Here is a 25,355-nt window from a genome sequence, read left to right as displayed (position 1 = left end):
CAGAGCGCCACCTATTTCGGCCTGAAGCTCGCCACGATCGACAGCGCCGAGATCGCGCTGGACCGCCGCGGCGCATCGTCGGACCCGAAAGCCTGCGCGGCCGTCGCATTCGGGTGCGAGATCGCCGAGACCTACGGCCGTGCGACCGATACCGATCTGCAGGCGGTACGGGCGGCTAGCTATACCGACGCCCAGATCATCGAGATCATCGCCGTCCTGGCCGGGAACGTGTTCACCAACATGGTCAACATCGCCGCCGAAATGGAAATCGACTGCCCGATCCGGCGGGCCGCGGAAACCGACTGAGTCCGGCTGCTCCTGTAACCTCCATCGCTCGCGCCACGAAGGACGGAGCATGAGACCATGTCACCGAGGCGACCACCGGCCGGCCAGGCAGGAGATCGTCACGAAGGTCAGACTTTAAGCACATAATCAGACTCCTCCGATGGTTGAACCTCAGATTTGAACGTAGGCTTGCGAAACAATGGTAAATACGAGCGCATCTGTGGTCTCCGCGAAGCAGTGGCACGACTCTCTGGCTGTTCCCGCCCTGAGCGGCGACACGTCGGCAGCCAGTGGCACGCGCCTCGTCCGGTTTCGGGGAATCGACGGTCGAATCAGCCAGCCGGCATTGCTCGAGAACCTGCTATCGATTCACCTCGGGGGCCCAAAGCGCGTGACCCGCTTCCAGGCTCGGCACAAGCTGGTGCGCGACGTGGAGGCGGGCTCCATCACCATCATGCCTTCGGCCCAGCCTGCACGATGGAGCACTGTCGGTCCGATCGATTTCGCGCATGTCACGTTGGCGCAGAACGTCCTGGAGCAGACGGCTCTTGAGGATTTCGATCGCGATCCGGTCCTGCTCCGGCTGCAGGATCGGGTGGGCGTCGAAAGTCCCTTCATCCGCGACCTTTTCGAAGCACTGCTCGCGGACGTGACCCGGCCCCGTGCCGGCAGCCTCTATCGCGAAAGTCTGATCGTCGTTCTCGCCCACGAGCTGGTCAAATCCCACTCGAATTTCGAGAGCCACGCCGAATCCCTGAACGCCTCGGTGGACCGGCCGAGCGTGAAGGGCGGCCTTGCAGGATGGCAGCTGCAACGGGTGATCGAGCTCATGCGCCAGCGCCTCTCGGACGACGTGATGCTCGGGGATCTGATCGCGGTCACGGGCCTCAGCCGGTCGCACTTCTTTCGCGCCTTCCGCTGCTCCACCAGGCGTACCCCCCACGCCTTCCTGACCGATCTGCGCGTGCAGCAGGCGGCGGAGGAACTGGCGACGACACGACGCTCGGTGACCGAGATCGCGACCGCCGTCGGCATGGATCCGACACAGCTCGCCCATGCGTTCCGCAGGCGCCACGGCCTGTCGCCGGTTTCCTATCGCCGGCAGCGCGGATGTTCGGTCGGCATCACCGGGGCAATGTGATGCTGGTGGACGACCCAATTCGCATGACCTTTCCATGCCGGAGCGATGGATCCGATCTTCCGGGACCGGGCGCAAAAGGATTTCGTGCGGCAGACAGACTGCCGATGCCGCAACGAGCGCGACTGCGACCGAGCCTGCCTTGGTGTTGAGCAAGATCGGCAGCCGGAGCTGCGCGATCGGCGTCATGGCCAAAGCGCCGCAGCCCGGCCGGTCCAAGACGCGCCTGTGCCCGCCATTGAACCCCGACCAGGCCGCAATGCTGAGCGCGGCGTTTCTTCGCGACACCACCGACAACCTGTTGGCAGCTGCACGCCTGGCAGGCCCAGAGTTGTCGATCATACCTTATGCCGCCTTCGCCCCGGCGGGATCCGAGGCCCTGGTGGCTTCGGCCGTGGCGCCCGGTATTCGGCTCACGCTGGCGGACGGCGCGTCGCCCATGCCCGCCGGGGTCGAGGGCTTCGGCCGATGCCTGCTGCACGCCGTACAGGCGATGCTGGCGGATGGGCACGAGTCCGCCTGCGTGCTGAGCTCGGACAGCCCCACCGTGCCGACAGAGTTGCTGCTCATGGCGGCGCGGCACCTGGCACAGCCTGGCGACCGTGCGGTGCTCGGCGCGTGCGACGATGGTGGCTACTACCTGCTCGGGCTGAAGGCTGCGTACGCCGCACCGTTCAGCGACATCGCCTGGAGCACCGAAACGGTCGCGGCGACGACCCGCACCCGGATTGCCGGCATCGGTCTGGAACTGGTCGAATTGCCGTCCTGGTATGATGTCGACGACGCGGCCTCCCTGCGCACACTCCTCGACGCGCAGCACGGCTACCCGGCCCCGCACACCCAATCGACCATCGATCGCCTGGGCCTGCGGGCGCTGCTCCAGGAGTCCGGCCCGCTCACCGCGGTGAGGAATTCGGCGTGAGTGCCATCCGGCCAGCCGGCATGACGCGTCTCGCAAGCCTTGGGATGCTGCTGTTGGCGCTCACGGTTGCAGCCCTCCTCGTGGAGGAGCCGGGCATCACATCACTACGCCCACATGCCGCAACGAAGCTCGTCGTCGCGCTGCTGGCGTTATCCGTGGTGGTGTATCTGCTCGCGGTTCGCCTGGTGATGAGCCGCGCCCTGCCCTCCCGCGCGCTGTGGATCGTGCTCGCCGTCGGTTTGCTGGCGCGTGCGATATTGCTTCCCGCACCCGCCTATTTGTCCAGCGACATCTACCGCTACGTCTGGGATGGGCGCGTGCAGCAACACGGCATCAACCCGTACCGATACCTTCCGGCCGACCCGTCGCTGTCTGGATTGCGCGACACGAGCATCTTTCCGCTGGTGAACCGCGCCAGCTACGCGCGCACGATCTATCCTCCGGTCGCACAGATGCTGTTCGCCCTGGTCGTCCGGATCTCCGGCACGGTGCAGGCCATGAAGCTCGCCATGGTGGGGCTGGAGCTCACCGGGCTTTATTGCATGATGCGGCTGCTGGTGATGGCAGGGCTACCACGGGAGCGCATCCTGATCCAGGCGTGGAATCCGCTGGTGATCTGGTCGTTCGCCTGCGACGGGCATGTCGACGGGGCCGCCATCGGGCTGATCGGCCTGGCGCTGCTGGCCCGCAGCCATCGACGCGACGGCCTGGCGGGCGGCGTGCTGGCGGCGGCGGCACTGGTCAAGTTCCTGCCCCTGGCGCTGGCGCCGGCGTTCGCCCGAGGCGTGCCGCTATGGCGTCCGGCCCTCGCCGGTCTCGTCGTCGTGGTGGTCGGCTATGCGTGCTACGCCTCGGCCGGCCGCTACATTCTGGGCTTCCTGCCTGGCTACAGCAGCGAGGAAGGGCTTTCCGGCGGCAACGGCTTCTGGCTGCTTGCCGGGCTGGCCCATCTTGGCCGTCTGCCCGCATGGTCGGGAACCGCCTACATCGTCGCCGCCGGCGCCGGCCTGGCTCTGCTGGGGCTCTGGATCACCTGGGGCGGCCAGCGTCTGCCGGAAGAGCGTCTGCGGTCAATGCACCGACCTGCAGACGATGTCGTGCTGCTGTGCCGGAACGCGGCGATCCTGGCAGCCGCGGTGACGGTCGCCATCAGCCCGCACTATTCCTGGTATTTCGCCTGGCTGGCACTGCCGTGCGTGGTGGCCCCGATCCCGGCGGTGATCTGGCTCTCGAGCGCGCCGGTGCTGCTGACGCTCGATCCGTTCAACGAACGCTTCGTCTGGCCGAGCCTCGTCTATGCGCCGGCGATCGTTCTCGCCGTCATCGCACTCCGTCGCCGTCGGTCGGCGCGATGTATGATGGCCGCGACCTCAGAAGGAACATGCTGATGTCAGTCTCGACGGCTTTGCGGGATCCCCGCCGCTACTTCGAGGAAATCGCCGGCGATCGGTCGGCGGAAGCCGTGGGGCCGCCGGTCTGCCTGTACCTTGAGGTCACCAACCGCTGCAACCTGCTGTGCGAGACCTGTCCTCGCACGTTCGAGACCCTCGAGCCGCCGGCCGACATGGACTGGGAGCTGTTCACCCGCATCGTCGACCAGGTGCCGAACGTTTCCAGGGCGGTGCTGCACGGGGTCGGCGAGCCGATGCTGGTCGAGGCCCTGCCCCGCATGGTCCGCTACCTGAAGGATCGCGGGACCTACGTGCTGTTCAACACCAATGGCACGCTGATGCAGCCGAAGCGCTTCCAGGAGCTGATCGATACCGGCCTGGACGAGCTCCGCGTCTCGCTCGATGCTGCCGATCGCGCCTCGTACCTCAAGGTCCGCGGCAAGGATTTCTTCGACCGGATCGTGCGCGACGTCGGCAAGTTCATCGCCTACCAGAAGGCGGTCGGCGCCACGACGCCGCGGGTCTCGCTCTGGCTGACCGGCATGAAGGAGACCGTCGAGCAGCTGCCGGCCTTCGTGCAGCTCGCCGCCGCGATGGGCGTGCAGGAGGTGCATCTGCAGCGCCTGGTGTTCGACGAGGGCGGCTACGGCATGGCGCGTGCCGACCTCTCGCTGTTCGAGAGCACGCAGGCCGACGAGGTGGCGGCGATCGAGGCGGCACAGGCGCTCGGCCGGTCGCTCGGCGTCACATTGGATGCGTCCGGCGCCACCGAGCCCGGCCTCAGCCTGAAACGGCAGAGCGACGACCAGCCCTGGGCGACCTGCAGACGCCCCTGGTCGCTGATGTATTTCACCGCTCATGGCCGCGCGCTGCCCTGTTGCATCGCGCCGTTCTCGCTGCGTGGCTATGGCAACTATACGCTGGGCGACGCGACCCAGAGCACGCTGCGCGAAATCTGGAACGGTGACGCATATCGGGAATTCCGGGAGTCGCTGCTGTCCGACGTGCCTCCCGCACCCTGCCGCAGCTGCGGGCTCCGATGGAGCCTGTAGCCGTCGTCATCCCGACCCTGAACGAGGCCGAGACGATCGGTGCGGTCATCCGGGAAATCCCCCGGCAGTTCGCTGCCGACATCATCGTCGCCGATAGCGGCAGCGTCGACGGAACCCAGGCAGCGGCTCGCGCGGCCGGAGCACGTGTGCTCGATACCGGCCGAGGCTACGGGCGCGCCTGCGCGTTGGGCGCGGAAGCCGCCGATCCCGCCTGCAAGGTTATCGTGTTCCTCGATGGCGACGGCGCCGATCGTGGCGACCTGATCGAGCGGATTGCCGGTCCGGTGCTCGGCGGCACCTACGATTTCGTGCTGGCGTCCCGCACCCGAGGCGAACGCGACCCGGGTTCCATGCTCTGGCATCAGGTTCTGGCCGGCCGCCTTGCCGGCCTGGGGATCGGCGCGCGCTACGGAGTCCGATACAGCGACATGTGCGCCTTCCGCGCGATCAGCCGGTCGGCGTTGCAGCGGCTTGCGCTGCAGGAAATGACCTATGGCTGGAACATCGAGATGCAGATGCAGGCGGCCCGCGCGCGCTTGCGCATCCTCGAGGTGCCGATGCCGTATCGCAGGCGCGGCGGTGGTAGCTCGAAGGTCGCCGGATCATTGCGCGGCACCCTGCATGCAAGCAGCCGTATCGTCGGCACCTACCTGCGGATAGCAGCAACCAGCCGGCCGGCGGCATGATCGGCGCTGCAACGGACCGGTTCCTGCTCGGCGAGTTTCTCGCTCAATGGGGGCCGTTCGCCCGCCACGATCTGTCGAGCTCCGACTCGGAAACGCTCAGCCTCGCGGGTCTGCTGCAGGTGGCGTCAGCCGAGAACGCTGCGCGGTGGAACGCCCACGGGTTTGCCTATACCGATCCGCGCGGTCATTTGCGACTTCGCACCGCGATCGCGGCACGGCACGATCACCTCGCTGCAGACCAGATCCTCTGCTGCTGCGGTGCGCAGGAGGCAATATACTGCGTTCTGCAGGCAATTCTCGGCCCGCACGATTTTGCCCGTGACCAGCACGCACTGCTGTTGTTGCCGATCTACCAGCCTTCCGAGCTGGCGCTGCAACGGCTCTGCGAGGTGACCGGTATCGAGCTGCAGGAAGCCGACGGCTGGCAGCCGGATATCGATCGGATCGAGGCGGCCATTCGTCCCGAGACGCGGCTGATCCTGATGAACTATCCAAACAGCCCGACCGGCGCGTCGCTCGATCCGGATCGTCTGGACGCGCTGGTCAGTCTCTGCCGCAGACACGGGTTGTGGCTGATCAACGACGAGATCTACCGGCAGACCGAAATTGTGCAACCAGGCGGCCGCGCGCCGATGCTCGCCGATTGCTACGAACGCGGCGTGTCCATAAACGGGCTCTCCAAAGGTTTCGGCCTGCCCGGACTCCGCGTCGGCTGGATCGCCTGTCACGACCGCGCGCTTCTGCACCATGCGCTCATCGTCAAGAGCTCGCTCTCGAGTTGCCTGGCTGCCTCGAGCGAGATCCTGGCAGAGATCGCGCTGCACGCGGAGCCTCGAATCATCGCCACGCAGCGCGCGATCGGCCTCGCCAACCTGCATTATCTTCGCGAGTGCTCGATGGGTTTTACCGACCTGCTCGAGCTGGATCAGCCGCGCAACCTGGCGTTCATCTCCTGTCGTTATCTCGGCGACGATAGCGCCGCGTCATTTGCGACCCGCCTCGTCCGTGACGCGGGCGTGCTCGTCCTGCCCACCATCTTGTGGCGATCCTCCCTTGCACCGGTCATACAGGACTGCGTCAGGCTCGGGCTCGGCCACACGCGTTGCCGAACGGCGATAGAGGCACTGGCCGAGGCCTGGAACGCGATCAGGATTGCGGCCTGATACGGAAGGTCGGATTAGGCAGACTTTCACGGAAGTCTGCGACTTCTTGCGGCGCAGCAGGATCCTCATCCGGCTAGATGGTAGCCTGCATTCCCAACAACTCGAGGACACTGTCGATGCCGATGGCAACATCCAAGTGGCGCCACGCCCGCCCGAGCGTCCTTGGCGTCCTGACGACGTCGTTCCTGGTCGCATTTGTTCTGCTGATCGCGGCCGTCGCCATTTTCGGTATGGATGAGATGACGGGCGTCGTGCACAAAATGATGATCCGGGCCGGGATGTAGCCGATGCTCATCCGTGCCTGTCGCGCCCTTCGGGCCTCCAGAATGAATCACGGCCACGCGTAGTTTGTCAGCTTGAAGTCGAGACGAGTCCTGCCGTGGACACAGCAATCCGGCCCGCTTGTATACCGACAGTGGTGAGGCACCGCGGGAACTGATCAAGAGCCAGGACCGGTCTCCAGTCCCACGAGGGAGAGAGTCTTTATCGCTCACCAGGTTTATCGACCGTCTGTCCGACGACGAGACGACACATACACCGGACCACACGACCAGGGTCGCCTGAGTCAATCGCGGCAGCCATCGCCGTCGGACCCGTTCAGGTACATGGTGTTGCAGATCATGAGCGGAGACATGCATACGGTCACCGGGTATGATCTCCATCATCCTCTATTGCGACGATCAAGGAGATGACAGAAATTGTCGTTGCGGACGTGGCCAGGCTTGACTCAAGCCTCTGGTGGTCGGCCGCTGGTGGTTGAGCATCTGCTCGCTCGGCAGCCGCCCGACCCGACCGTAATGGCCTGAAGGCGCCCCCCTGACATTTCGACCGGGCCTTGGCTCTTGAGGGTGCGCCTACGTCCGCTTGCGTAAAAAGCTGTGCCGCTTCACTGGGATCAAGCATGTCTGGTCGTCATCATCTGGCTGTTATGGACGGTGCGGGAGACCGGCCGAGGGTTGCCCACCAGATGTGGCTCCGGGCGTGAGCGGGGACGCAAAGGCTATGTCCAGTAGCCGGGCGGTCGCGCCGCTGCTTGTCGCTGTGATGCTGCTGGTATTCGGCACCAACCTGCAGGGTGTGCTGTTGCCGATCCTCGGGCATACGCGCGGCGCCGGGATGACGGCGATCGGGCTTTATTCCGCAGGTTGGTCGGCAGGGTTCGTGCTGGCATGCCTGTCGAACGGTTGGATCCTGGCGTTTTTCGGGCCCGTATGGGCCTTCGCGATGCTGGCCCTGGTATCGGCGACGGCGGCGATGCTGCTGCTTCTGGTGCCGGGCGACCCGTCCTGGATCGTGCTGCGCGTGGTGATCGGGTTCTGCTACGGCGGCCTGTCGGCGATCGTCGAGGGGTGGCTGGTCGCGCAGGCAGGTGTCGGCATCGGGTTCGCGAGCTACGTCGCGGTGGGCCTGATCGCGTCGTTGTGCGGAACACTCAGCCTGAACGTGATCAATCCGCACGGTGCCGCGCCGTTCGTGCTGATGACCGGTGCGGTGCTTGGTTCGATCCTGCCGGTGCTGCTGTGCAGGCGCACCCGACCGGCCCGGATGAAGCCGTTCCGAACCGACATCATCGGGCTGGTGCGGCAGTCGCCGGTGGGCGGACTAGGCTGCGTGGCAGCGGGGTTGATCACCGGGGCAGTCGGCGGGCTGGGCCCGATCCTGGGAATGATGGGCGGGCTTGGCATGCGGGAGGACACGCTGATGCTGGCCGCCAACACGGTCGGCGGGACACTCGCATCCATCCCTGTGGCGCTGCTGGGACGGGCGTTCGGGCGGCGGCTGATGCTGGGTGGGATCGCTTTGCTGGGGGTGGCCGCATGCGTGCCGCTGGTGTTGCCGCTTCCGGGCGTGTCGCTGGTGGTGCTGCTGGGTGTGTTCGGCTGCGCACAATATCCGCTGTATGGGCTGTGCGTGGGGATCGCCAACGCGCAGGCGCCGGAGCGGCCGGCGGCCCGGATTTCCACCGAGCTGCTGCTGTTGTTCGGGCTCGGAACGATCGTCGGACCGCTGATCGCGGCGCCGCTGCTTGCGCGCGGTATCGACTGGATGTTCGGCTTTCTTGGGGCGATATTCGGCGCGATCGCGGTGGCGGCCACACTGACGCAGTCAGGGACCCTGATCCAGGTGACAGGCTCCGCGGACGCCAAGCCTCAACCGCATGGCGCCGATATGCAAGACGATGCGCCTCAACTCAACGCAATATCCCTGGACCACCAGTCCCCCCAGTCCGAGCCGCGCGGCTTACAGGGAAACATGGAGGGACCTGGTCGACAGGAACCAGGTCGGGGACATGGACTGCCGCCGTGACGGTAGGCCGATCGGTGCCTGGTTCCAGCACGGTCAGCCCTTCAGGCTTCTGGGAGTGGCGCTTCCCGCACCCGCTCGCGGACGCGGTATCCGCCAGCATCTTCTCCAGCGCGTCCTGACGAGGTCGACCTAGGTCAGCCTGGATAACCGGCAAGGCACCTTCGGCAGCTGCATCCACCGGCCCACCGCGTGCAGGTCCCGCTTCCGTCACGGCCCGCGTTCACGATTCATTAGTAAATCCCGGCGATACTGCCGGAGAGAGAGTATATCGCAGCGAATTTACTGAACGTGGACATGGATATAGTCGTGACTGTCGAGTTCCATGCCCCAGCGATTGCTCCGAACGGTTTCGCTCGAGGCAGCCATTCAAGCTCGGCTCCGGAGCGCCTTCTTGCCAGGGCGTTCCGCATCTTCGGCTGGAGGCGGGCCACCAGGCAGCTCGACGCTCCCTGCCTCCCGACCCAGCCCCTCACCGACGGCGGTTGCACGAACGCCGAAACACCACGTGCCGACGACGACCTCCTGCGCTGGCGCAAGGCCGGCCGGACGCAGCAGATCACCCTGGGTGCCGCCACGAGCGAGATCGAGCAGACGGCGATGTTCATCGAGCAAGTCGTTGTCGGGTTGGCGGACCGATTTACCGCCCTGGCGCGGCAGGCCACAGCGCAATCGACGCAAGTCAAAGCCATGCTGCTGCAGAGCGACCGGATCGTGACCGCGACCGAGAGCGTGACCATGTCGGACTTCACCGATCTGCTGCAGAACACCCTGCGGGAGGTAGTCGGACGGATCATCGATATGTCCGGAAACGCCAGATCCATGGGACGCGCCCTGGCTGACGTCTCTGACAGCGTCGGCCGTGTCGACAAGTACATGAACGATCTGAAGACCATCAACGAGCAGACCAAGATCCTGTCCCTCAACGCGACCATCGAGGCAGCACGCGCCGGCGAGGCGGGCCGGGGTTTTGCAATCGTCGCCAATGAAGTGAGGCAGCTCTCGACACAGACCGAACGGTTGTCACAAGCCATGCACCGCGAGATCAGCGGCATCGGCACGTCCGTCGCGCAGGGCCGCGGTATTATCGACAAGGTCGCAATGGTCGACGTGAGCGACAACCTGGCAACCGGTCAGCGATTGGAACTGCTGCTGGCGGGACTCCTGCAACGGCGCAACGACATCAACGATGTCATCGGCGACTCCGCGCACGGATCGTCCGAGATCGCCGATCAGATCTCGGTAATCGTGGAGGCCTTCCAATTTCAGGACCGCAGCAAGCAGCGACTCCTGCACGTCGCCGATATGCTCAGGGCGCTCGACGGACTGCTCGATCAGACGCGGATCGCCGCATCGCCCTCTCCTGACACGGACGATCCACCGCCGGACCAAGAATGGATGGACCGTTTGATCGCAAGTATCACCATGGGTGAAGTACGCGAGCGTTTCCGTGCGTGTTTGAGCGGAACGCCGATAGCGTCGGGAACCGTTCCCTTGGACGCGTCGGCCCAGAAGGGTGAGCTCGAGCTGTTCTGACCCAGAACCGTCATGACGGCGACCAGTGTCTGCGGTGGCTGCCGCCCGTAACCGTTTCTTCATTATTTGCGCCCAAGTTCCAGCGCGACCGCGATCCAATCAGGCAGCAATGGATGAACATCGAAGTGGCTCTTCATTCCATCACCATATCGGGCCCGCAAACCATCCGGGAAGCCGGCGAGACCCATGCGGCCCTGCTCACCGCGTTGAGTGATCATGACGACGTGGTGCTCGATTGCGCTGCCGTGACCGAGGTGGATGTCAGCTTCATCCAGATGATCCTGGCCACCCGGCGAAGTGCCGTAGAGGCGGGGCGCGGATGCTCGCTGCGCCACCATCCAGGGGGAGTGCTGCACCAGGCGCTGGTCCGTGGTGGCGTCCTGCCCGCCGACGACGCTGACGCGGCTCTTTATTCCGACCGCTGGCTAGCGACCGGAGAGATGGCATGAGCCGGACGATCCTTACCGTCGATGACAGTGCCAGCATCCGCCAGATGGTGAAGCTGACATTGACCAGCGGCGGCTACACCGTCTTGCAGGCTGTCGACGGCCTTGATGGCCTGGCGCAGGCCCGCGGTGTGCGCGCCGACCTTGTAATCACCGACCTCAACATGCCGGGCCTGAACGGCCTGGGACTGATCCGCGAGCTGCGCAAGCTCTCCAGCTACGTCGGTGTGCCGATCATCTTCCTGACCACGGAGTCCGACGCCGAACTCAAAAAGCAAGCCAAGGCCGCCGGCGCCACCGGTTGGATCGCCAAGCCGTTCCAGCAGGATCAGTTGCTGGCTGCTGTACGCAGGGTTCTCGGATCATGATCGGGCTCAACCCGACCGAAATATTCGAGCAGGAGGCGCAGGAACTGCTGGATCAGCTCGAGCAGGTCCTGCTCGACATGGAAGGCAACCCGGACAACGGCGAGCTGATCGATGGCGCTTTCCGGGCACTGCACACGATCAAGGGATCGGGCGCAATGTTCGGCTTCGAGGCGGTCGCGTCGTTCACGCACCACGTCGAGACAGCGTTTGATTGCGTGCGCCAGGGGAAACTCGGGGCCACTCCCGAGCTGATCGCGCTGACGCTTGCTGCGAAAGATCACATCCGCCGCCTGATCGACCATCCCGGCGACGACGATGCCGAGGTCGCAACTCCGATCCTGCACGGCCTTCAGGCACTTGTTGACGGTATTGGACGTCCAGCCATTGGCGACAAAGCCGCTGTCGCGTCGTGGCGGATCCAGATGCGCCTGCCCAAGGACACGATGTCGATGGGCACCAACCCACTCATCCTGCTCGATGACCTGCGCCTTCTCGGGCCGACCACCGTGATTGCGGAGATCCAGGACGTCCCGCCGATAGCCCGGCTTGACCCGTCCGACTGCCATCTGTCCTGGACCATTCTCCTATCGACGTCTGCGCCACGGACCGCGATCGAGGACGTATTCCTGTTCGTCATCGACGACATGGAGCTGGGCATTGAGCGGATCGACACGGGAGCCGGCCTAGCATCGCAGTCCGACCGCCCGATCCCGGCTGGAAATGCCGTCAACGAGCCGCCGCCGAAACCGGCATTCCCCAGATCTGAGGCTGACCCCGGCGTCCACAAGGGAGCCAAGCCGCCGAGATCGACAGCCTCCGAGACCAGGCACGCAAAAACAGCCGACAGCGTGCGAGTTCCGGCTGAACGGCTTGATGACCTTATGGACCGGGTCGGCGAATTGGTCATAGCACAGTCTCGTCTGAGCCAGGTCGCCAGCGCCGGCAACGATCCTCAAATCAAATCGATCGCCGAAGACATTGAGCGCCTCACCCTTGAACTCCGCGACACCACGATGGGCGTGCGCACGGTGGCAATCGTCGCCCTATTCGGGAGGTTCCGCCGCCTGATCCACGATCTCGGCAAGGAACTCGGCAAGGAAATAGAACTGACGACCGTCGGTGAAGAGACCGAACTCGACAAGACCCTCATCGAGCAGCTCAGCGATCCGCTGATCCATCTGCTGCGGAACGCAGTCGATCATGGCCTCGAACAACCGGAGCAGCGACTGGCGTCGGGAAAGCCGCGCTGCGGCCGCATCACCCTGACCGCGCGACACTCCGGCGCCGAGATCCTGATCTCGATCGCCGATGACGGACGCGGTCTCGACCGTGACCGTATTCGCGCCCGTGCCGAAGAGAATGGGCTATTGGTCCCAGGTCAGGCCATCACAGACAACGAATTGTTCCAGGTCATCTTCGAGCCGGGCTTTTCGACCGCGCGCGAGGTTACCAGCCTCTCCGGCCGCGGCGTCGGCATGGACGTCGTGAAACGGGCGCTCGAAGGACTTCGTGGCAAGATCGACATCACAAGCGTCACCGGCTCCGGCACCGAGCTGACCCTAAGACTGCCACTGACGCTCGCGATCATCGACGGGCTGCTGGTTCGCATCGGTCTCAGCCGCTACGTGCTGCCGCTCTCCACAGTCGAGGAGTGCGTCGAGCTTTCGACTGAACAAGACACGCGATCGCACGGCTGCAGCTTCCTGAATATTCGTGGTGACCTCGTACCGTTCCTGCGCCTGCGGGAACTCTTCGCCACCTCGACGCCCCCCGACACTTATCAGAAGGTGGTCGTGGTATCATCGGGGAAGTCACGCGTCGGCTTGGTTGTTGATCAGGTTATCGGCAACCATCAGACCGTCATCAAGTCGCTCTCCAGGCTGCACGCACAGGTGCAGACATTTTCAGGCGCAACGATCCTGGGCGACGGCACCGTAGCCCTGATCCTCGACGTCGGCCATTTGGTCGATTTCGGCCAGGCGCAGGATGAGCATCTGAGGGCAACAGGATGAGGCGCAGGTCATGAAAACCGCAACAGCCGGGAGACCTATCGAAATCCTGACGCTTGCATTGCAGAACGAGATTTTTGCGATCGAGGCGCGAAGCGTCCGGGAGATCCTCGATCTCGTGCCGATCACCGAGGTACCGAACGCCGACCCATTTCTCAATGGCCTCATCAACGTGCGTGGCAAGGTGGTTCCACTGGCCGACCTTCGCCTCAAGCTTGGAATGCAGCCACGGCCACCGACCTTGGATACCCGCATCATCGTGGTCGAGATCGATGTCGACGGCATGCCGACGACCGTGGGACTAAGAGCCGACAAGGTCTATGAGATCACTCAGGTTGCGGCGTCATCTGTGGAAGACGCGCCACGCATTGGCATGCGCTGGCGCTCCGACTTCATCCGGTGCATCGCCAAGCGAGGGGACGACTTCCTGATCATCCTCGCCTTGGAGAAAATTTTCGCCGACTGCTTGGCATAAGACGTCATCCGGTCGGAAGCGTGCCCGATCCATCCCGTTGCGGGCTCCTGATCCCGCATCACTTCCATAGCCCTCGAAGGGTCTAATCTGATGCGGTTTACAATCAAACTTAAGTTGGCAACGGCATTTGGGGTGACCATCGCCCTGTCGATGGTATCCGGCGCAGTTTCATACGAAAAGCTGTCTGCGTTGAACGAGACCATCGAGCAGATCCTGAGCGGTCCCGTGGCACAACTTTCGGCGGGGCGGGATCTGAAGATCCGCGTACTGGAGAACACACGCGCCGAGAAAAACATGATCCTGGCATCCTCCCCGGAGGACATTGCGGCGGCGTCCGTGGATATGCTTCAGCAGCGTGCGGCGGCCCGCGACATCGTCGAGACGGCAACCAGCACAGCATCGGAGGAGGGCAAGCAAAAGCTGCTCCAGATCGCCTCAACGATGGCACGACAGGACAGCCTGCAGGACCTGACGGCGCGAGACGCGATGCTCAATTCCAATACTGTAGCGCATGGGATCCTACAGAAGGATGGCGCGTCTGCCTTTGCCCAGGCGACCTCCGCGCTCGACGCCCTGGTGCATCAGGTCGAGCAGGGTAGTGCCGTCGACAAACCCGCAATGCTGTCGAGCCTCGGCCAGGTCGGCATGGGGATGCAGACGCTCTGGAGCGATACGAAGGGTCTGATCCTGATTGACAACATAGCCGAGTTGGGCCCGCAATCCGATGCGATGGCCCCGATGGCGACCGCCCTGCGTCATCAGGCCGGTGAGGCACGCGCGTTGCTGACGCAGCCGGAGATCACTGCCGCCGCGAACCTGTTCGCGACCCAGCTGGACCGGTGGCTCGGGGTTCAGGACCGGATCGTCACCACGAACCGGGGCGGCGGCAACCTGCTCGCCGCAGACAGAACAACCGGTGAAGGCAGGGTGGCCTTACGCGCCACTCTGGCCGCAACGGATGCCTATCTTACCTATGTCCAGCAGGCCATGCGCACCACGCAGTCCGCGGCCATCACCTCCTATCAGCAAGCGCGCACGGTCCTGACCACGATCATCCTGCTGTCGATCCTGGTCGCCATCGCGGCGGCGTCCTGGATCGCCATCAGCATCAGCCGCGGCCTGCGACGAGCAGTCAACCTGGCCGATGCGGTAGCCGCAGGAGATCTGTCCCAGACCGTGATCGTGACCACCCGCGACGAGGTCCGCGACATGGTCGATGCACTCAACAAGATGGTGACGAACCTCCGATTGACTGCCCAGCTTGCAGATACGATCGCTGACGGTGACCTGACCGTCAAAGCGCAACCTCTATCCGAAAGGGACATGCTGGGGATTTCGTTGCAGCGCATGTTGCAGAAGCTGCGTGAGGTTGTGTCGGAGGCGACGTCTGCGTCGAACAACGTGTCGGCTGGCAGTTCGGAACTGTCGGCGACGGCAGACGAGTTGTCGCAGGGCGCCACCGAGCAGGCGGCGTCGGCCGAGGAGGCGTCAGCGTCGATGGAGCAGATGGCGGCCAATATCAAGCAGAACGCCGACAATGCGAGCCAGACGGAGAAAATCGCCCGTCAGTCCTCCATCGATGCGCAGGCCAGCGGCGAGGCCGTCAGTCTGGCCGTCACCGCAATGCAGACCATCGCCGAGAAAATCACCATCGTTCAGGAGATCGCCCGCCAGACCGACCTGCTGGCGCTCAATGCCGCTGTCGAGGCGGCGCGTGCCGGAGAGCATGGCAGGGGGTTTGCCGTGGTCGCGTCCGAGGTACGCAAGCTCGCCGAACGCAGCCAGACCGCAGCGGCCGAGATCAGCACCATGTCGTCGCAGACCGTCAAGGCGGCGCAGGCGGCGGGCGAGATGCTGGCCCGGCTGGTGCCCGACATCAAGAAGACCGCGGGCCTGGTCACCGAGATCAGTGCCTCGTGCCGCGAGCAGGATGTTGGCGGTGACCAGATCAACCAGGCAATCCAGCAGCTCGACAAGGTGACGCAGCGCAACGCCAGCGCGTCGGAGCAGATGTCGGCCACTGCCGAACAGCTCGCCGCACAGTCCGAGCAGCTGCAATCCAACATCGCCTATTTCCGCCTCGGCGCCGGCGACCGCACCCCGGCTCTGCCCGCAGAACTCGTCTCGCATCAGACAAAATCACTCCGTCCGGTCACGCGAACCGCGCCGAAAGCACCGCCTGCCTTTGCCGGCCGCAGCGGTGCATCGGTCGTATCTCATAAAGGCGTGGCAGCGAAGTCGAATGGCCGCGCCGCGGCAGGATTTTCACTGAACCTCGCCGAGGGCGGACCCGACGAGCGCGACGGCACCTTCGAGCGGTATTGACGATGAACAAGAACCTACACCTCGTCACCCTCGGGCTCGGCCACGAGATTTTTGCGGTGCCAGTCTCCTGCGTGACCGAAATCGTCGCGATGCGCGCGCTCTTCCGGCTGCCGGACGCACCAGGCTACCTCGCCGGCCTGGCAGACGTCCGCGGACAGGCCGTGCCGATCATCGACCTGCGCTGCCGGCTTGGATTGCCGCCGACCGAAATCACCTATCACACCAGGATCATCGTCCTCGAGATCCCGGCCGGCGATCATCAGCTTATCGTCGGGCTCATCGCCGACCGCGTGATCGAGGTGATCACCCTTGATGCTGGACAAATCGGGCCGCCACCCGATATCGGCGCCCCATGGGGATCGGGCTGCATCAGCGGCATTGGTCGACACGCCGAGGGCTTCGTCATCATCTTCAACATGGAAAGCCTCTTCTCCGGCGACGTCATCACGCACCTGAGCCCCGTAGCGTCGGAACGCGCCGCATAAATTTGAGATCACGAGGACAACGTTCAGCAGCCACCTTCTCCAGAAGCCGTGCCGCAGCATGCACCGCTCCGTAATTCGATTATTTGCAAGGACGATCCCGTGATGCGGTTTACAATCAAGCTCAAGTTGGCAATGGCGTTTGGGGTGACCATCGCCCTGTCGATGGTATCCGGCGCAGTTTCATACGAAAAGCTGTCTGCGTTGAACGAGACCATCGAGCAGATCCTGAGCGGTCCCGTGGCACAACTTTCGGCGGGGCGGGATCTGAAGATCCGCGTACTGGAGAACACACGCGCCGAGAAAAACATGATCCTGGCATCCTCCCCGGAGGACATTGCGGCGGCGTCCGTGGATATGCTTCAGCAGCGTGCGGCGGCCCGCGACATCGTCGAGACGGCAACCAGCACAGCATCGGAGGAGGGCAAGCAAAAGCTGCTCCAGATCGCCTCAACGATGGCACGACAGGACAGCCTGCAGGACCTGACGGCGCGAGACGCGATGCTCAATTCCAATACTGTAGCGCATGGGATCCTACAGAAGGATGGCGCGTCTGCCTTTGCCCAGGCGACCTCCGCGCTCGACGCCCTGGTGCATCAGGTCGAGCAGGGTAGTGCCGTCGACAAACCCGCAATGCTGTCGAGCCTCGGCCAGGTCGGCATGGGGATGCAGACGCTCTGGAGCGATACGAAGGGTCTGATCCTGATTGACAACATAGCCGAGTTGGGCCCGCAATCCGATGCGATGGCCCCGATGGCGACCGCCCTGCGTCATCAGGCCGGTGAGGCACGCGCGTTGCTGACGCAGCCGGAGATCACTGCCGCCGCGAACCTGTTCGCGACCCAGCTGGACCGGTGGCTCGGGGTTCAGGACCGGATCGTCACCACGAACCGGGGCGGCGGCAACCTGCTCGCCGCAGACAGAACAACCGGTGAAGGCAGGGTGGCCTTACGCGCCACTCTGGCCGCAACGGATGCCTATCTTACCTATGTCCAGCAGGCCATGCGCACCACGCAGTCCGCGGCCATCACCTCCTATCAGCAAGCGCGCACGGTCCTGACCACGATCATCCTGCTGTCGATCCTGGTCGCCATCGCGGCGGCGTCCTGGATCGCCATCAGCATCAGCCGCGGCCTGCGACGAGCAGTCAACCTGGCCGATGCGGTAGCCGCAGGAGATCTGTCCCAGACCGTGATCGTGACCACCCGCGACGAGGTCCGCGACATGGTCGATGCACTCAACAAGATGACAAGCAAGCTGCGCGAGGTTGTGTCGGAGGCGACGTCTGCGTCGAACAACGTGTCGGCTGGCAGTTCGGAACTGTCGGCGACGGCGGACGAGCTGTCGCAGGGTGCCACCGAGCAGGCGGCGTCGGCCGAGGAGGCGTCAGCGTCGATGGAGCAGATGGCGGCCAATATCAAGCAGAACGCCGACAATGCGAGCCAGACGGAGAAAATCGCCCGTCAATCCTCCATCGATGCGCAAGCCAGCGGCGAGGCCGTCAGTCTGGCCGTCACCGCAATGCAGACCATCGCCGAGAAAATCACCATCGTTCAGGAGATCGCCCGCCAGACCGACCTGCTGGCGCTCAACGCCGCTGTCGAGGCGGCGCGTGCCGGAGAGCATGGCAGAGGGTTCGCCGTGGTCGCGTCCGAGGTGCGCAAGCTCGCCGAACGCAGCCAGACCGCAGCGGCCGAGATCAGCACCATGTCGTCGCAGACCGTCAAGGCGGCGCAGGCGGCTGGCGAGATGCTGGCCCGGCTGGTGCCCGACATCAAGAAGACTGCGGGCCTGGTCACCGAGATCAGCGCCTCGTGCCGCGAGCAGGATGTCGGCGGTGACCAGATCAACCAGGCGATCCAGCAGCTCGACAAGGTGACGCAGCGCAACGCCAGCGCGTCGGAGCAGATGTCGGCCACGGCCGAACAGCTCGCCGCACAGTCCGAGCAGCTGCAGTCCAACATCGCCTATTTCCGCCTCGGCGCCGGCGACCGCACCCCGGCTCTGCCCGCAGAACTCGTCTCGCACCAGACAAAATCACTCCGTCCGGTCACACGAACCGCGCCGAAGGCACCGCCTCCATTTGCCGGCCGCAGCGGTGCGTCGGTCGTGTCCCGCAAGGGCGGGGCGGCGAAGTCGAACGGTCGCGGCGCGGCAGGATTTTCGCTGAACCTCGCCGAGGGCGGGCCTGACGAGCGCGACGGCACCTTCGAGCGGTATTGACGATGAACAAGAACCTACACCTCGTCACCCTCGGGCTCGGCCGTGAGAGCGCTGTATGACAAGTGACCTCACACTCACCGACGAAGGTGCACCGGGGACGATGGACGCGGCAGACTTCGACGAGCTGGCGACCTTCATTCATCGGATGACCGGCATCAAGATGCCGCGAAGCAAGAAGTCTATGGTCGAGGGAAGATTGCGTCGACGCATCATCGCCACCGGCGCGGATGACTTCTCCTCCTACTGCTCGAAACTTCATCAAGACGGTGACGACGGCCCGGAAGTCGTGCATCTAATCGACGCCATAACAACAAACAAGACGGATTTCTTTCGGGAGCCCGAGCATTTTCGTATTCTCACAGAGACTGTTCTACCATCTCTACCAATGAGCTCCCGTAGGCTCAAAATGTGGAGTGCCGCATGTTCCACAGGAGCTGAGCCATACACGATGGCGATGGTCGTAAACGATTTTCTGCACGGGAAGGCGGGCTTGCCGCCAGCGATTGTAGCAACTGACATCTGCACAAAAGTGCTTCAGGTAGCGTTCGCCGGCATCTATCCTGCCGAAATTATAGCCCCTGTTCCCGCGCTGCTACGTCAGCGTTATATCATGCGTTCAAGAGACAGGGATGCAGGTCTAGTCCGCATCATACCATCGCTGCGGGCCGCAGTTCGGTTTGGCCGGTTGAACCTGATGGATTCGAGTTACGATGTTGACCGTGACTTTGACGTGATCTTTTGCCGTAACGTGCTGATCTATTTCGACCGGAATGACCAGGCAGCCGTACTTGGACGGCTCTGCTCACATCTACGGCCTGGCGGGATCTTGGTGCTTGGTCATTCTGAGACAGTGCACGGTCTAGACCTACCGGTAGCGGCGATCGGCCACACCATGTTCCGACGGCTGTGACATGACCATCAAGCCAATTCGCGTCCTGGTAATCGACGACTCCGCGTCGGTTCGCCAAGTCATGACCGGACTGCTCGAGGAGGATCCACAGATCGAAGTGATGGGCGCCGCGGCCGATCCTTTCGCAGCTGCCCGCCTGATGCAGGCGGAAGTTCCTGATGTGATCACTCTAGACGTGGAAATGCCGCGCATGGACGGGATCACTTTCTTGCGAAAGCTGATGGCGCAACGTCCGATCCCCGTCGTGATGTGCTCGTCTCTGACCGAGCAGGGATCACAGACCCTGATGCAGGCACTTGAGGCGGGGGCCGTCGATATTATCCTCAAGCCACGTTTGGACTCAGCTCAACATCTGCTTGAGACCAAGATACATATTTGCGACGTTGTAAAGGCGGCAGCGCGGGCGCGATTGCCCGCGCTCAACCGTAGTCATCCCGACAAACGCTCTTCCGTGCCACAAAAAAAGTTGACGGCTGACGTGATGTTGGCCGCACCGACCGGTTGCCGGGCAATGGCTCGGACCACAGAGACTGTCGTCTGCATAGGCGCCTCCACCGGAGGCACTGAATCGCTTCGCGTCATACTGGAGGAATTACCTGCAAATAGTCCGGGAATCGTTGTCGTCCAGCACATGCCCGAGAAGTTCACCGCGGCTTTAGCTGCACGCCTTAATGGACTATCAGAAGTTGAAGTCAAGGAAGCGGCTGATGGCGACGCTGTGCTCCGCGGGCGCGTGCTGATCGCCGCCGGAAATTACCATATGCTTTTGCAGCGGAGCGGCGCGCGCTATTATGTCTCGGTAAAGGAAGGCCCTCTAGTGGCTCGACATCGTCCCTCTGTCGATGTGTTGTTTCGCTCAGCTGCCCAGACTGCTGGATCAAATGCTCTTGGGATCATCATGACTGGCATGGGTGATGATGGAGCACGTGGATTATTGGAGATGCGCCAAGCAGGAGCGTCAACCATTGTACAGGACGAAGCGACCTGCGTCGTATTTGGCATGCCGAAAGAGGCGATAGCACTCGGGGGTGCCCAGCGGATCATGCCACTCGATGCGCTGGCCCGTGAAATTGTGAGAGCCGGAAGCCGGTGAACCAACGCCGGCAGGTCTATGTGCAGCCGGGCGAGGTTCACTGGTCAGAGGAACCTTGCATCTTCAAGACTGTCCTGGGGTCCTGCGTGTCGGTCTGCCTCTGGGATCCGGCTCGCCAGATCGGCGGGCTCAACCACTTCATGCTGCCTTGGGCAAAGCCTGGGGATGAGAGCGCGCGGTTTGGCAACGTTGCGATCCCCCGCTTGATTGCGGTTCTTCAGGAGCTTGGTTGCACCGACATGGTCGCGAAGGTTTTTGGAGGAGCGGCGGTGTTGCCCATTGGGGGTTATGGCGCCGTTGGTGAGCGGAACACTCACACGGCGATGATGCTCATGCAGGAGCATTGCATCCCCGTCATTGCGCAACGGACGGGCGGGACGCTCGGAGTTGTAATCAGATATTTTTCATGGACGGGTGAAGTCGAACTTCGCCAAATACCCGGCGGCACGTTGCCATAGCTGTCAGAAACCATCCAGCTGTCGAGGCATTATCAAGACTGGTCTCCACACCCACCTCGCGCGACGGGGAGGATCCACGATCGAACGATCACTTAGTAGAAGCAACTTCGGCAGTGGCGGCTGCTGAACCAGTTCCGGATGTCCGGCTTTAAGACGAGCCCGACTTGCTAAGCGAGACAGAAACGCCGACAAAAGTCTGCTGATCAATGGTCAAGTGTAGCCTTAACCTGAAGCCATGCCAGACGCTCCACGGACGCCTTCAGTCCCGACCTCCCCGCTTAACCGGCACAGGCGTGGTCGGACCACACGTGCCAGCTCACAGCAGAACGCGCGCGCAAATTCTGGGTCGGAGGAGAGGGCGACGGCGTCGAGCTCAAAGCCCTTGTCGAGCAAGGCGACGATCCTGAGGACCCCGCCGATTACCGAACTGGCGCCTCCTCGACCATGCCGAGCTCGCGGCGCCGGCCGGCCACGCTCACAGCCCGAACATCCGGCGACCCGGCACCGCGTCGGTCCCGCCGGACGCGAAGTCGTCGAATCTGCGTCCGGCGAAGGCGATGATGTGGCTTGGATGACCGAAAGCAGCCGGCGCGCTCGAGCCAGGCCAGGCAGCCGTCAGCCACGCCGGGGCGTCGCAGAAGTTGTCGTCGTCAGCGGCACGGCGCAGCGTCGTGCCAGTCCAACCGGCTGCCGCGGCCACGCTCAGAGCAGCTTGAAGTCCGGCAACTCACGCAGCGCGAGCTCCGGCCCTGCTGGCGAATAGACGACGAAGAGCTGCAGGAGCGCGTTGCCGGTGTTCAGCGTGGAATGAAAGCGACCTTGCGGCACGTAGATCGTGCACCCGGGGCCGACCGGCCGGCGGACGGGCTCGCCGGACACATCCTCGATCATCTGCTCGCCAGCGCCCGCGACCACGAAGATGATCTCTTCCGCATCCGGATGATTGTGCCTTGCATGTCCCTCACCCGGCGGCAGGCTGACGACACCGCCGGAGAAGTTCTTCGCACCATTCACCTCCGGACCGACCGTCAGCGCCAATTGCCCCCAATCGAAACCGAAAGCCTGCACGTCGTCTGGGTGCACGAAATAATTCACCTCTTGATCGGCCATGGACCCAGCTCCTATGCGCGTGTCGCGTCGAAGGTCAACGCCTTGAAGGCGGCAGTCTGTTCCCTGATCGCCGTCTCGGCCGGCAGCCGCTCCATCGAGCTTGCTCCGTAGAATCCGTGGCAGCGATCCGCGCGCCGGAGGATGTATTGCGCATCCTCCGGGGCGGAGATCGGCCCACCGTGGCACAGGACGATGATGTCATTGCGCACCGAGCGAGCCGCTGCCGCAATCGCATCGATCTCGCCGATGCAGGTATCGAGAGACTTGCCGGACCTGGCGCCGATCGCCCCACCGGTGGTGACACCCATATGGGCGACGACGATGTCGGCACCGGCCCGCGCCATGTCGCGCGCTTCGTCCGCGTTGAAGACATAGGGTGTCGTCAGCAGGTCGATCGCGTGTGCCGCGGCGATCATGTCGACCTCGAGGCCGAAGCCCATGCCGGTTTCTTCGAAACTCACCCGCATCGAGCCGTCGAACAGACCGATCGTCGGGAAGTTCTGCACGCCCGAGAACCCCATCTGCTTCAGCTCGGAGAGAAATTGCGGCAGCAGCATGAACGGATCGGTTCCGTTCACACCGGCCAGGACGGGCGTGTGTCGCACGACGGGAAGCACCTCGACCGCCATTTCTTTCACGATCTGGTTGGCGTTGCCGTAGGCCAGCAACCCCGCCGCCGAGCCGCGCCCAGCCATCCGGTAGCGTCCGGAATTGTAGATGACGATGAGATCGATGCCGCCCGCCTCCTCGCACTTGGCAGACAGTCCGGTCCCGGCACCTCCGCCCACGATCGGGATCCGCTGTTCGACCATGGCGCGGAACTTCTCGAGAATCTTTTCGCGAGCGATTGCAGGCATAACGACTCTATCCTTTTGCGATCTGGTGCCAATGCGCCGCGACGGCGTCGGCGAATTCCGGATCGTTGATGTGGCATGGAACACGAACCAGGCGCCGGTCGTCCGACCAGTCGACCGCTTCCTCGATCGCCTCGAACAATGCGGCATCCGCATCCGGATCGAAGAACGGGCCGCCGGCGATGTCGAGCGCCGAAACACCCTTCTCCGGGATCAGGAAGCGCACCTGGCCCTTGCATCTATTGAGCTTCGTGCCGATCCACCGGCCCAGCGCCCGGCACTCGTCGATCGTGGTGCGGACCAGCGTGACGTTGGCATTGTGGTGATAGGACAGGCGGTCGCGGTACGCCGCAGGCATGGTCTCCGGCGCCCAGAAATTGATCATGTCCAAGGCGCCGACGGAGCCGACATACGGCAATCGGGTCGTCGCCACGACGTCGAGGCGATCCTCCCCCGCAGGCAGCACGCCGCCGAACAGGAGATCGCAGATCTCGGTGGTGGTGATATCGACAAGTCCGGACAGCATGCCGCTGCCGGCAAGCTTCTCCATGGTTCGTCCGCCGGTGCCTGTAGCGTGGAACACAAGGCATTCGGTGTCGCGCTCGAGCCGTTCCACGATCTGCGTCACGGCCTGCGTGGTGACGCCGAACATCGTCAGGCCGATTGCCGGTTTGCCGGATCCGGCCTGGCGCGGCGTGCACGCCATGGCGACCACGGCCGCGCCGGCCTGTGCCAGGATGACGCGGCTGATATCGTTCAGGCCGGCGAGATCGGTGATCGACGGCACCATCATGATGTCGGACACGCCGACATACGGAGACACGTCGCCGGACGCGAGCGTCGAGACCATGATCTTGGGAATGCCGATGCGGAGTTCGCGCATGCCCGCGGTCACGATCGCCGTGCCCCCGCTGCCGCCAAGGCCGATGATGCCGTCGAGATCAGTTCCCGACCGCACGAAGTTCCGGAATGCCTCCGTCATGGCCGATACGGCGTCACCGCGGTCATCGCGTCCGAGCACGGCGCCGGCCCCGGCTGGATGCGCCCGCGCTACCGTCTCGGCCGTAATATCGACGTCGATCGGGCATGCGCGGGTTCCCACATCGACCAGAACCGGCCATGCACCCGCCGCCGCAACGACCGACTTGAGGAACAGCATTTCCGGACCCTTGGTGTCCGCTGTCCCGGCGATGTAGATCCGTTTCATCCCTCAACCCCTTGGCATGACGAGACTGCGGGAAACTCCGATCGAGAGGCATTGCTTCACTCACGAGACGCGCGTATCAAAATGGCATGAGCGTCTTATGTGGACAAGACACCGCGTTCGACTCACCGGAGCGCGGTGTGCGCGCCCGGACGCGACGCCTGATGCTCGAGACCGCGATAACGCTGATGCAAGAGGGCCAGTCGCCCTCCGTGAGTGACGTCGCCGAAGCGGCTGGCGTTTCGCGTGCGACGTCCTATCGTTACTTCCCGAACCAGGCCGACCTGGTCAACGCCGTGGTCGATGCGGCGCTTGGTCCGATCCTCGACTGGTTGCCTCGATCGCCGCATGTCGAGGAGCGCGTGGCGGACCTCATGGAAGTGTCGCTGCGCCGCATTGGCGAGTTCGAGGCGACGTTCCGCGCGGCCCTCAAGCTGTCACTGGATCAATGGGCGAAAACCCGGGCCGGCACGCTCGGCCTGGAAGCGCCGCTGTCCCGCGGACATCGGATCGAGCTGTTGCGAAATGCCGTTGCCCCGCTGCACGGAGCAGTCGGCGAGCAAGACCTCGACCGGCTGGCAAAGGGGTTGTCGCTGGTTTTCGGGATCGAGGCGTTCGTCGTTCTCAAGGACATCTGGAAGATGGAGCAGGATGAGGTCGAGCGGACCATTATCTGGGTAGCGCAAGCCCTGCTGTCATCGGTCAGCGGCGTTGAGCGGGGGGGTGCGAAGACCGGGCGGTAACGACGCGGCGCCGCCAGCCGACGACAAACACAACGAGAAGCCGCACGCGCCAAGCGCGAAAATGACGGCTCGTCAGACCAGGGGGGTTCAGGAGAATGCGCAGCAAGCGTGTTGGAGTGTCGTGGGGTGCGTCTTGCGGCGGCGCTGGTCGCTGGGCGGACGAGTGCGCCGGTGACGA

At 63.8% G+C, this 25,355-nt stretch carries 23 protein-coding genes; 20 read left to right on the top strand and 3 right to left on the bottom strand.

The genetic code is table 11. The features are described 5' to 3' along the window. The first annotated feature begins 505 nt into the window (after positions 1-505). The 19 genes from ACOEQ2_RS13925 to ACOEQ2_RS13835 all read left to right on the top strand — a co-directional run bounded on the left by ACOEQ2_RS13925 (position 506) and on the right by ACOEQ2_RS13835 (position 21,266). Positions 506-1,426, top strand: coding sequence for a helix-turn-helix domain-containing protein (locus ACOEQ2_RS13925; RefSeq protein WP_419728570.1), 921 nt, complete (start codon positions 506-508; stop codon positions 1,424-1,426). 145 nt (positions 1,427-1,571) lie between these two features. Further along, entirely contained in the window at positions 1,572-2,345 is a 774-nt protein-coding gene (locus ACOEQ2_RS13920; RefSeq protein ID WP_419728569.1) for a TIGR04282 family arsenosugar biosynthesis glycosyltransferase, read from the top strand. Further along, the gene (locus ACOEQ2_RS13915; RefSeq protein ID WP_419728568.1) at positions 2,342-3,733 is read left to right on the top strand and encodes a glycosyltransferase 87 family protein; all 1,392 of its coding nucleotides are present in this window, start codon (positions 2,342-2,344) and stop codon (positions 3,731-3,733) included. The genes ACOEQ2_RS13920 and ACOEQ2_RS13915 overlap by 4 nt, the downstream gene beginning before the upstream one ends. Continuing rightward, the gene (locus ACOEQ2_RS13910; protein ID WP_419728567.1) at positions 3,733-4,788 is read left to right on the top strand and encodes a radical SAM/SPASM domain-containing protein; all 1,056 of its coding nucleotides are present in this window, start codon (positions 3,733-3,735) and stop codon (positions 4,786-4,788) included. Before ACOEQ2_RS13915 ends, ACOEQ2_RS13910 begins: the two co-directional genes overlap by 1 nt. Continuing rightward, complete coding sequence (locus ACOEQ2_RS13905; RefSeq protein WP_419728566.1) at positions 4,776-5,474, top strand: glycosyltransferase family 2 protein; 699 nt, start codon at positions 4,776-4,778, stop codon at positions 5,472-5,474. Before ACOEQ2_RS13910 ends, ACOEQ2_RS13905 begins: the two co-directional genes overlap by 13 nt. Further along, complete coding sequence (locus tag ACOEQ2_RS13900) at positions 5,471-6,637, top strand: pyridoxal phosphate-dependent aminotransferase (protein ID WP_419728565.1); 1,167 nt, start codon at positions 5,471-5,473, stop codon at positions 6,635-6,637. Before ACOEQ2_RS13905 ends, ACOEQ2_RS13900 begins: the two co-directional genes overlap by 4 nt. A 116-nt stretch (positions 6,638-6,753) precedes the next feature. Further along, entirely contained in the window at positions 6,754-6,921 is a 168-nt protein-coding gene (locus tag ACOEQ2_RS13895) for a hypothetical protein (protein ID WP_419728564.1), read from the top strand. A 718-nt stretch (positions 6,922-7,639) separates the two neighbouring features. After that, positions 7,640-8,944: a hypothetical protein gene (locus tag ACOEQ2_RS13890; RefSeq protein ID WP_419728563.1), complete on the top strand. Its 1,305-nt coding sequence runs from the start codon at positions 7,640-7,642 to the stop codon at positions 8,942-8,944. A gap of 306 nt (positions 8,945-9,250) precedes the next feature. Beyond that, positions 9,251-10,477, top strand: coding sequence for a methyl-accepting chemotaxis protein (locus ACOEQ2_RS13885; protein ID WP_419728562.1), 1,227 nt, complete (start codon positions 9,251-9,253; stop codon positions 10,475-10,477). A 113-nt stretch (positions 10,478-10,590) separates the two neighbouring features. After that, positions 10,591-10,926, top strand: coding sequence for an STAS domain-containing protein (locus ACOEQ2_RS13880; protein ID WP_419728561.1), 336 nt, complete (start codon positions 10,591-10,593; stop codon positions 10,924-10,926). Continuing rightward, positions 10,923-11,291, top strand: coding sequence for a response regulator (locus ACOEQ2_RS13875; RefSeq protein ID WP_419728560.1), 369 nt, complete (start codon positions 10,923-10,925; stop codon positions 11,289-11,291). The genes ACOEQ2_RS13880 and ACOEQ2_RS13875 overlap by 4 nt, the downstream gene beginning before the upstream one ends. Continuing rightward, the gene (locus ACOEQ2_RS13870) at positions 11,288-13,303 is read left to right on the top strand and encodes a chemotaxis protein CheA (RefSeq protein WP_419728559.1); all 2,016 of its coding nucleotides are present in this window, start codon (positions 11,288-11,290) and stop codon (positions 13,301-13,303) included. The genes ACOEQ2_RS13875 and ACOEQ2_RS13870 overlap by 4 nt, the downstream gene beginning before the upstream one ends. A gap of 10 nt (positions 13,304-13,313) precedes the next feature. Continuing rightward, positions 13,314-13,775: a chemotaxis protein CheW gene (locus tag ACOEQ2_RS13865; protein ID WP_419728558.1), complete on the top strand. Its 462-nt coding sequence runs from the start codon at positions 13,314-13,316 to the stop codon at positions 13,773-13,775. A gap of 132 nt (positions 13,776-13,907) precedes the next feature. After that, complete coding sequence (locus tag ACOEQ2_RS13860) at positions 13,908-16,100, top strand: HAMP domain-containing methyl-accepting chemotaxis protein (RefSeq protein WP_419728557.1); 2,193 nt, start codon at positions 13,908-13,910, stop codon at positions 16,098-16,100. A gap of 2 nt (positions 16,101-16,102) precedes the next feature. Then, positions 16,103-16,585 carry a chemotaxis protein CheW gene (locus tag ACOEQ2_RS13855; RefSeq protein ID WP_419728556.1) on the top strand — a complete coding sequence of 161 codons (483 nt, stop codon included), beginning with the start codon at positions 16,103-16,105 and terminating at the stop codon, positions 16,583-16,585. Between the two features lie 102 nt (positions 16,586-16,687). After that, positions 16,688-18,805, top strand: a complete 2,118-nt coding sequence (locus ACOEQ2_RS13850) for a HAMP domain-containing methyl-accepting chemotaxis protein (RefSeq protein WP_419728555.1) — start codon at positions 16,688-16,690, stop codon at positions 18,803-18,805. A gap of 55 nt (positions 18,806-18,860) precedes the next feature. After that, a complete protein-coding gene (locus tag ACOEQ2_RS13845) occupies positions 18,861-19,715 on the top strand; it encodes a CheR family methyltransferase (protein ID WP_419728554.1) in 855 nt (284 codons plus the stop codon). A 1-nt stretch (position 19,716) separates the two neighbouring features. Next, positions 19,717-20,808 (top strand): protein-glutamate methylesterase/protein-glutamine glutaminase, encoded by a 1,092-nt coding sequence (locus tag ACOEQ2_RS13840; RefSeq protein WP_419728553.1) that lies wholly within the window; start codon positions 19,717-19,719, stop codon positions 20,806-20,808. Next, positions 20,805-21,266 (top strand): chemotaxis protein CheD, encoded by a 462-nt coding sequence (locus ACOEQ2_RS13835; RefSeq protein ID WP_419728552.1) that lies wholly within the window; start codon positions 20,805-20,807, stop codon positions 21,264-21,266. The genes ACOEQ2_RS13840 and ACOEQ2_RS13835 overlap by 4 nt, the downstream gene beginning before the upstream one ends. Before the next feature lie 702 nt (positions 21,267-21,968). Here the strand turns inward: ACOEQ2_RS13835 and ACOEQ2_RS13830 are convergent. The 3 genes from ACOEQ2_RS13830 to ACOEQ2_RS13820 are packed head-to-tail and all read right to left on the bottom strand — an operon-like array spanning position 21,969 to position 24,437. Then, positions 21,969-22,376, bottom strand: coding sequence for a cupin domain-containing protein (locus tag ACOEQ2_RS13830; RefSeq protein ID WP_419728551.1), 408 nt, complete (start codon positions 22,374-22,376; stop codon positions 21,969-21,971). Between the two features lie 11 nt (positions 22,377-22,387). Next, positions 22,388-23,233 (bottom strand): phosphoenolpyruvate hydrolase family protein, encoded by an 846-nt coding sequence (locus ACOEQ2_RS13825; protein ID WP_419731229.1) that lies wholly within the window; start codon positions 23,231-23,233, stop codon positions 22,388-22,390. A 7-nt stretch (positions 23,234-23,240) separates the two neighbouring features. After that, positions 23,241-24,437 (bottom strand): Tm-1-like ATP-binding domain-containing protein, encoded by a 1,197-nt coding sequence (locus tag ACOEQ2_RS13820; RefSeq protein ID WP_419728550.1) that lies wholly within the window; start codon positions 24,435-24,437, stop codon positions 23,241-23,243. A 161-nt stretch (positions 24,438-24,598) separates the two neighbouring features. Between ACOEQ2_RS13820 and ACOEQ2_RS13815 the strand changes: the two genes are divergently transcribed. Next, positions 24,599-25,177 carry a TetR/AcrR family transcriptional regulator gene (locus ACOEQ2_RS13815; RefSeq protein ID WP_419728549.1) on the top strand — a complete coding sequence of 193 codons (579 nt, stop codon included), beginning with the start codon at positions 24,599-24,601 and terminating at the stop codon, positions 25,175-25,177. Positions 25,178-25,355 lie beyond the last annotated feature (178 nt).

Source organism: Lichenicola sp. (assembly GCF_965198575.1).
Classification (GTDB): Bacteria; Pseudomonadota; Alphaproteobacteria; order Acetobacterales; family Acetobacteraceae; genus Lichenicola.
This window is presented reverse-complemented; position numbering and strand designations above follow the sequence as displayed.

Bases quoted from the DNA above. Each gene is read 5' to 3' on its own strand.
- ACOEQ2_RS13825 (WP_419731229.1), bottom strand. From the start codon at position 23,233: ATGCCTGCAATCGCTCGCGAAAAGATTCTCGAGAAGTTCCGCGCCATG.
- ACOEQ2_RS13830 (WP_419728551.1), bottom strand. From the start codon at position 22,376: ATGGCCGATCAAGAGGTGAATTATTTCGTGCACCCAGACGACGTGCAG.
- ACOEQ2_RS13905 (WP_419728566.1), top strand. From the start codon at position 4,776: ATGGAGCCTGTAGCCGTCGTCATCCCGACCCTGAACGAGGCCGAGACG.
- ACOEQ2_RS13845 (WP_419728554.1), top strand. From the start codon at position 18,861: ATGACAAGTGACCTCACACTCACCGACGAAGGTGCACCGGGGACGATG.
- ACOEQ2_RS13910 (WP_419728567.1), top strand. From the start codon at position 3,733: ATGTCAGTCTCGACGGCTTTGCGGGATCCCCGCCGCTACTTCGAGGAA.
- ACOEQ2_RS13895 (WP_419728564.1), top strand. From the start codon at position 6,754: ATGCCGATGGCAACATCCAAGTGGCGCCACGCCCGCCCGAGCGTCCTT.
- ACOEQ2_RS13820 (WP_419728550.1), bottom strand. From the start codon at position 24,437: ATGAAACGGATCTACATCGCCGGGACAGCGGACACCAAGGGTCCGGAA.
- ACOEQ2_RS13865 (WP_419728558.1), top strand. From the start codon at position 13,314: ATGAAAACCGCAACAGCCGGGAGACCTATCGAAATCCTGACGCTTGCA.
- ACOEQ2_RS13890 (WP_419728563.1), top strand. From the start codon at position 7,640: ATGTCCAGTAGCCGGGCGGTCGCGCCGCTGCTTGTCGCTGTGATGCTG.
- ACOEQ2_RS13880 (WP_419728561.1), top strand. From the start codon at position 10,591: ATGAACATCGAAGTGGCTCTTCATTCCATCACCATATCGGGCCCGCAA.
- ACOEQ2_RS13850 (WP_419728555.1), top strand. From the start codon at position 16,688: ATGCGGTTTACAATCAAGCTCAAGTTGGCAATGGCGTTTGGGGTGACC.
- ACOEQ2_RS13900 (WP_419728565.1), top strand. From the start codon at position 5,471: ATGATCGGCGCTGCAACGGACCGGTTCCTGCTCGGCGAGTTTCTCGCT.
- ACOEQ2_RS13815 (WP_419728549.1), top strand. From the start codon at position 24,599: ATGCTCGAGACCGCGATAACGCTGATGCAAGAGGGCCAGTCGCCCTCC.
- ACOEQ2_RS13870 (WP_419728559.1), top strand. From the start codon at position 11,288: ATGATCGGGCTCAACCCGACCGAAATATTCGAGCAGGAGGCGCAGGAA.
- ACOEQ2_RS13875 (WP_419728560.1), top strand. From the start codon at position 10,923: ATGAGCCGGACGATCCTTACCGTCGATGACAGTGCCAGCATCCGCCAG.
- ACOEQ2_RS13855 (WP_419728556.1), top strand. From the start codon at position 16,103: ATGAACAAGAACCTACACCTCGTCACCCTCGGGCTCGGCCACGAGATT.
- ACOEQ2_RS13840 (WP_419728553.1), top strand. From the start codon at position 19,717: ATGACCATCAAGCCAATTCGCGTCCTGGTAATCGACGACTCCGCGTCG.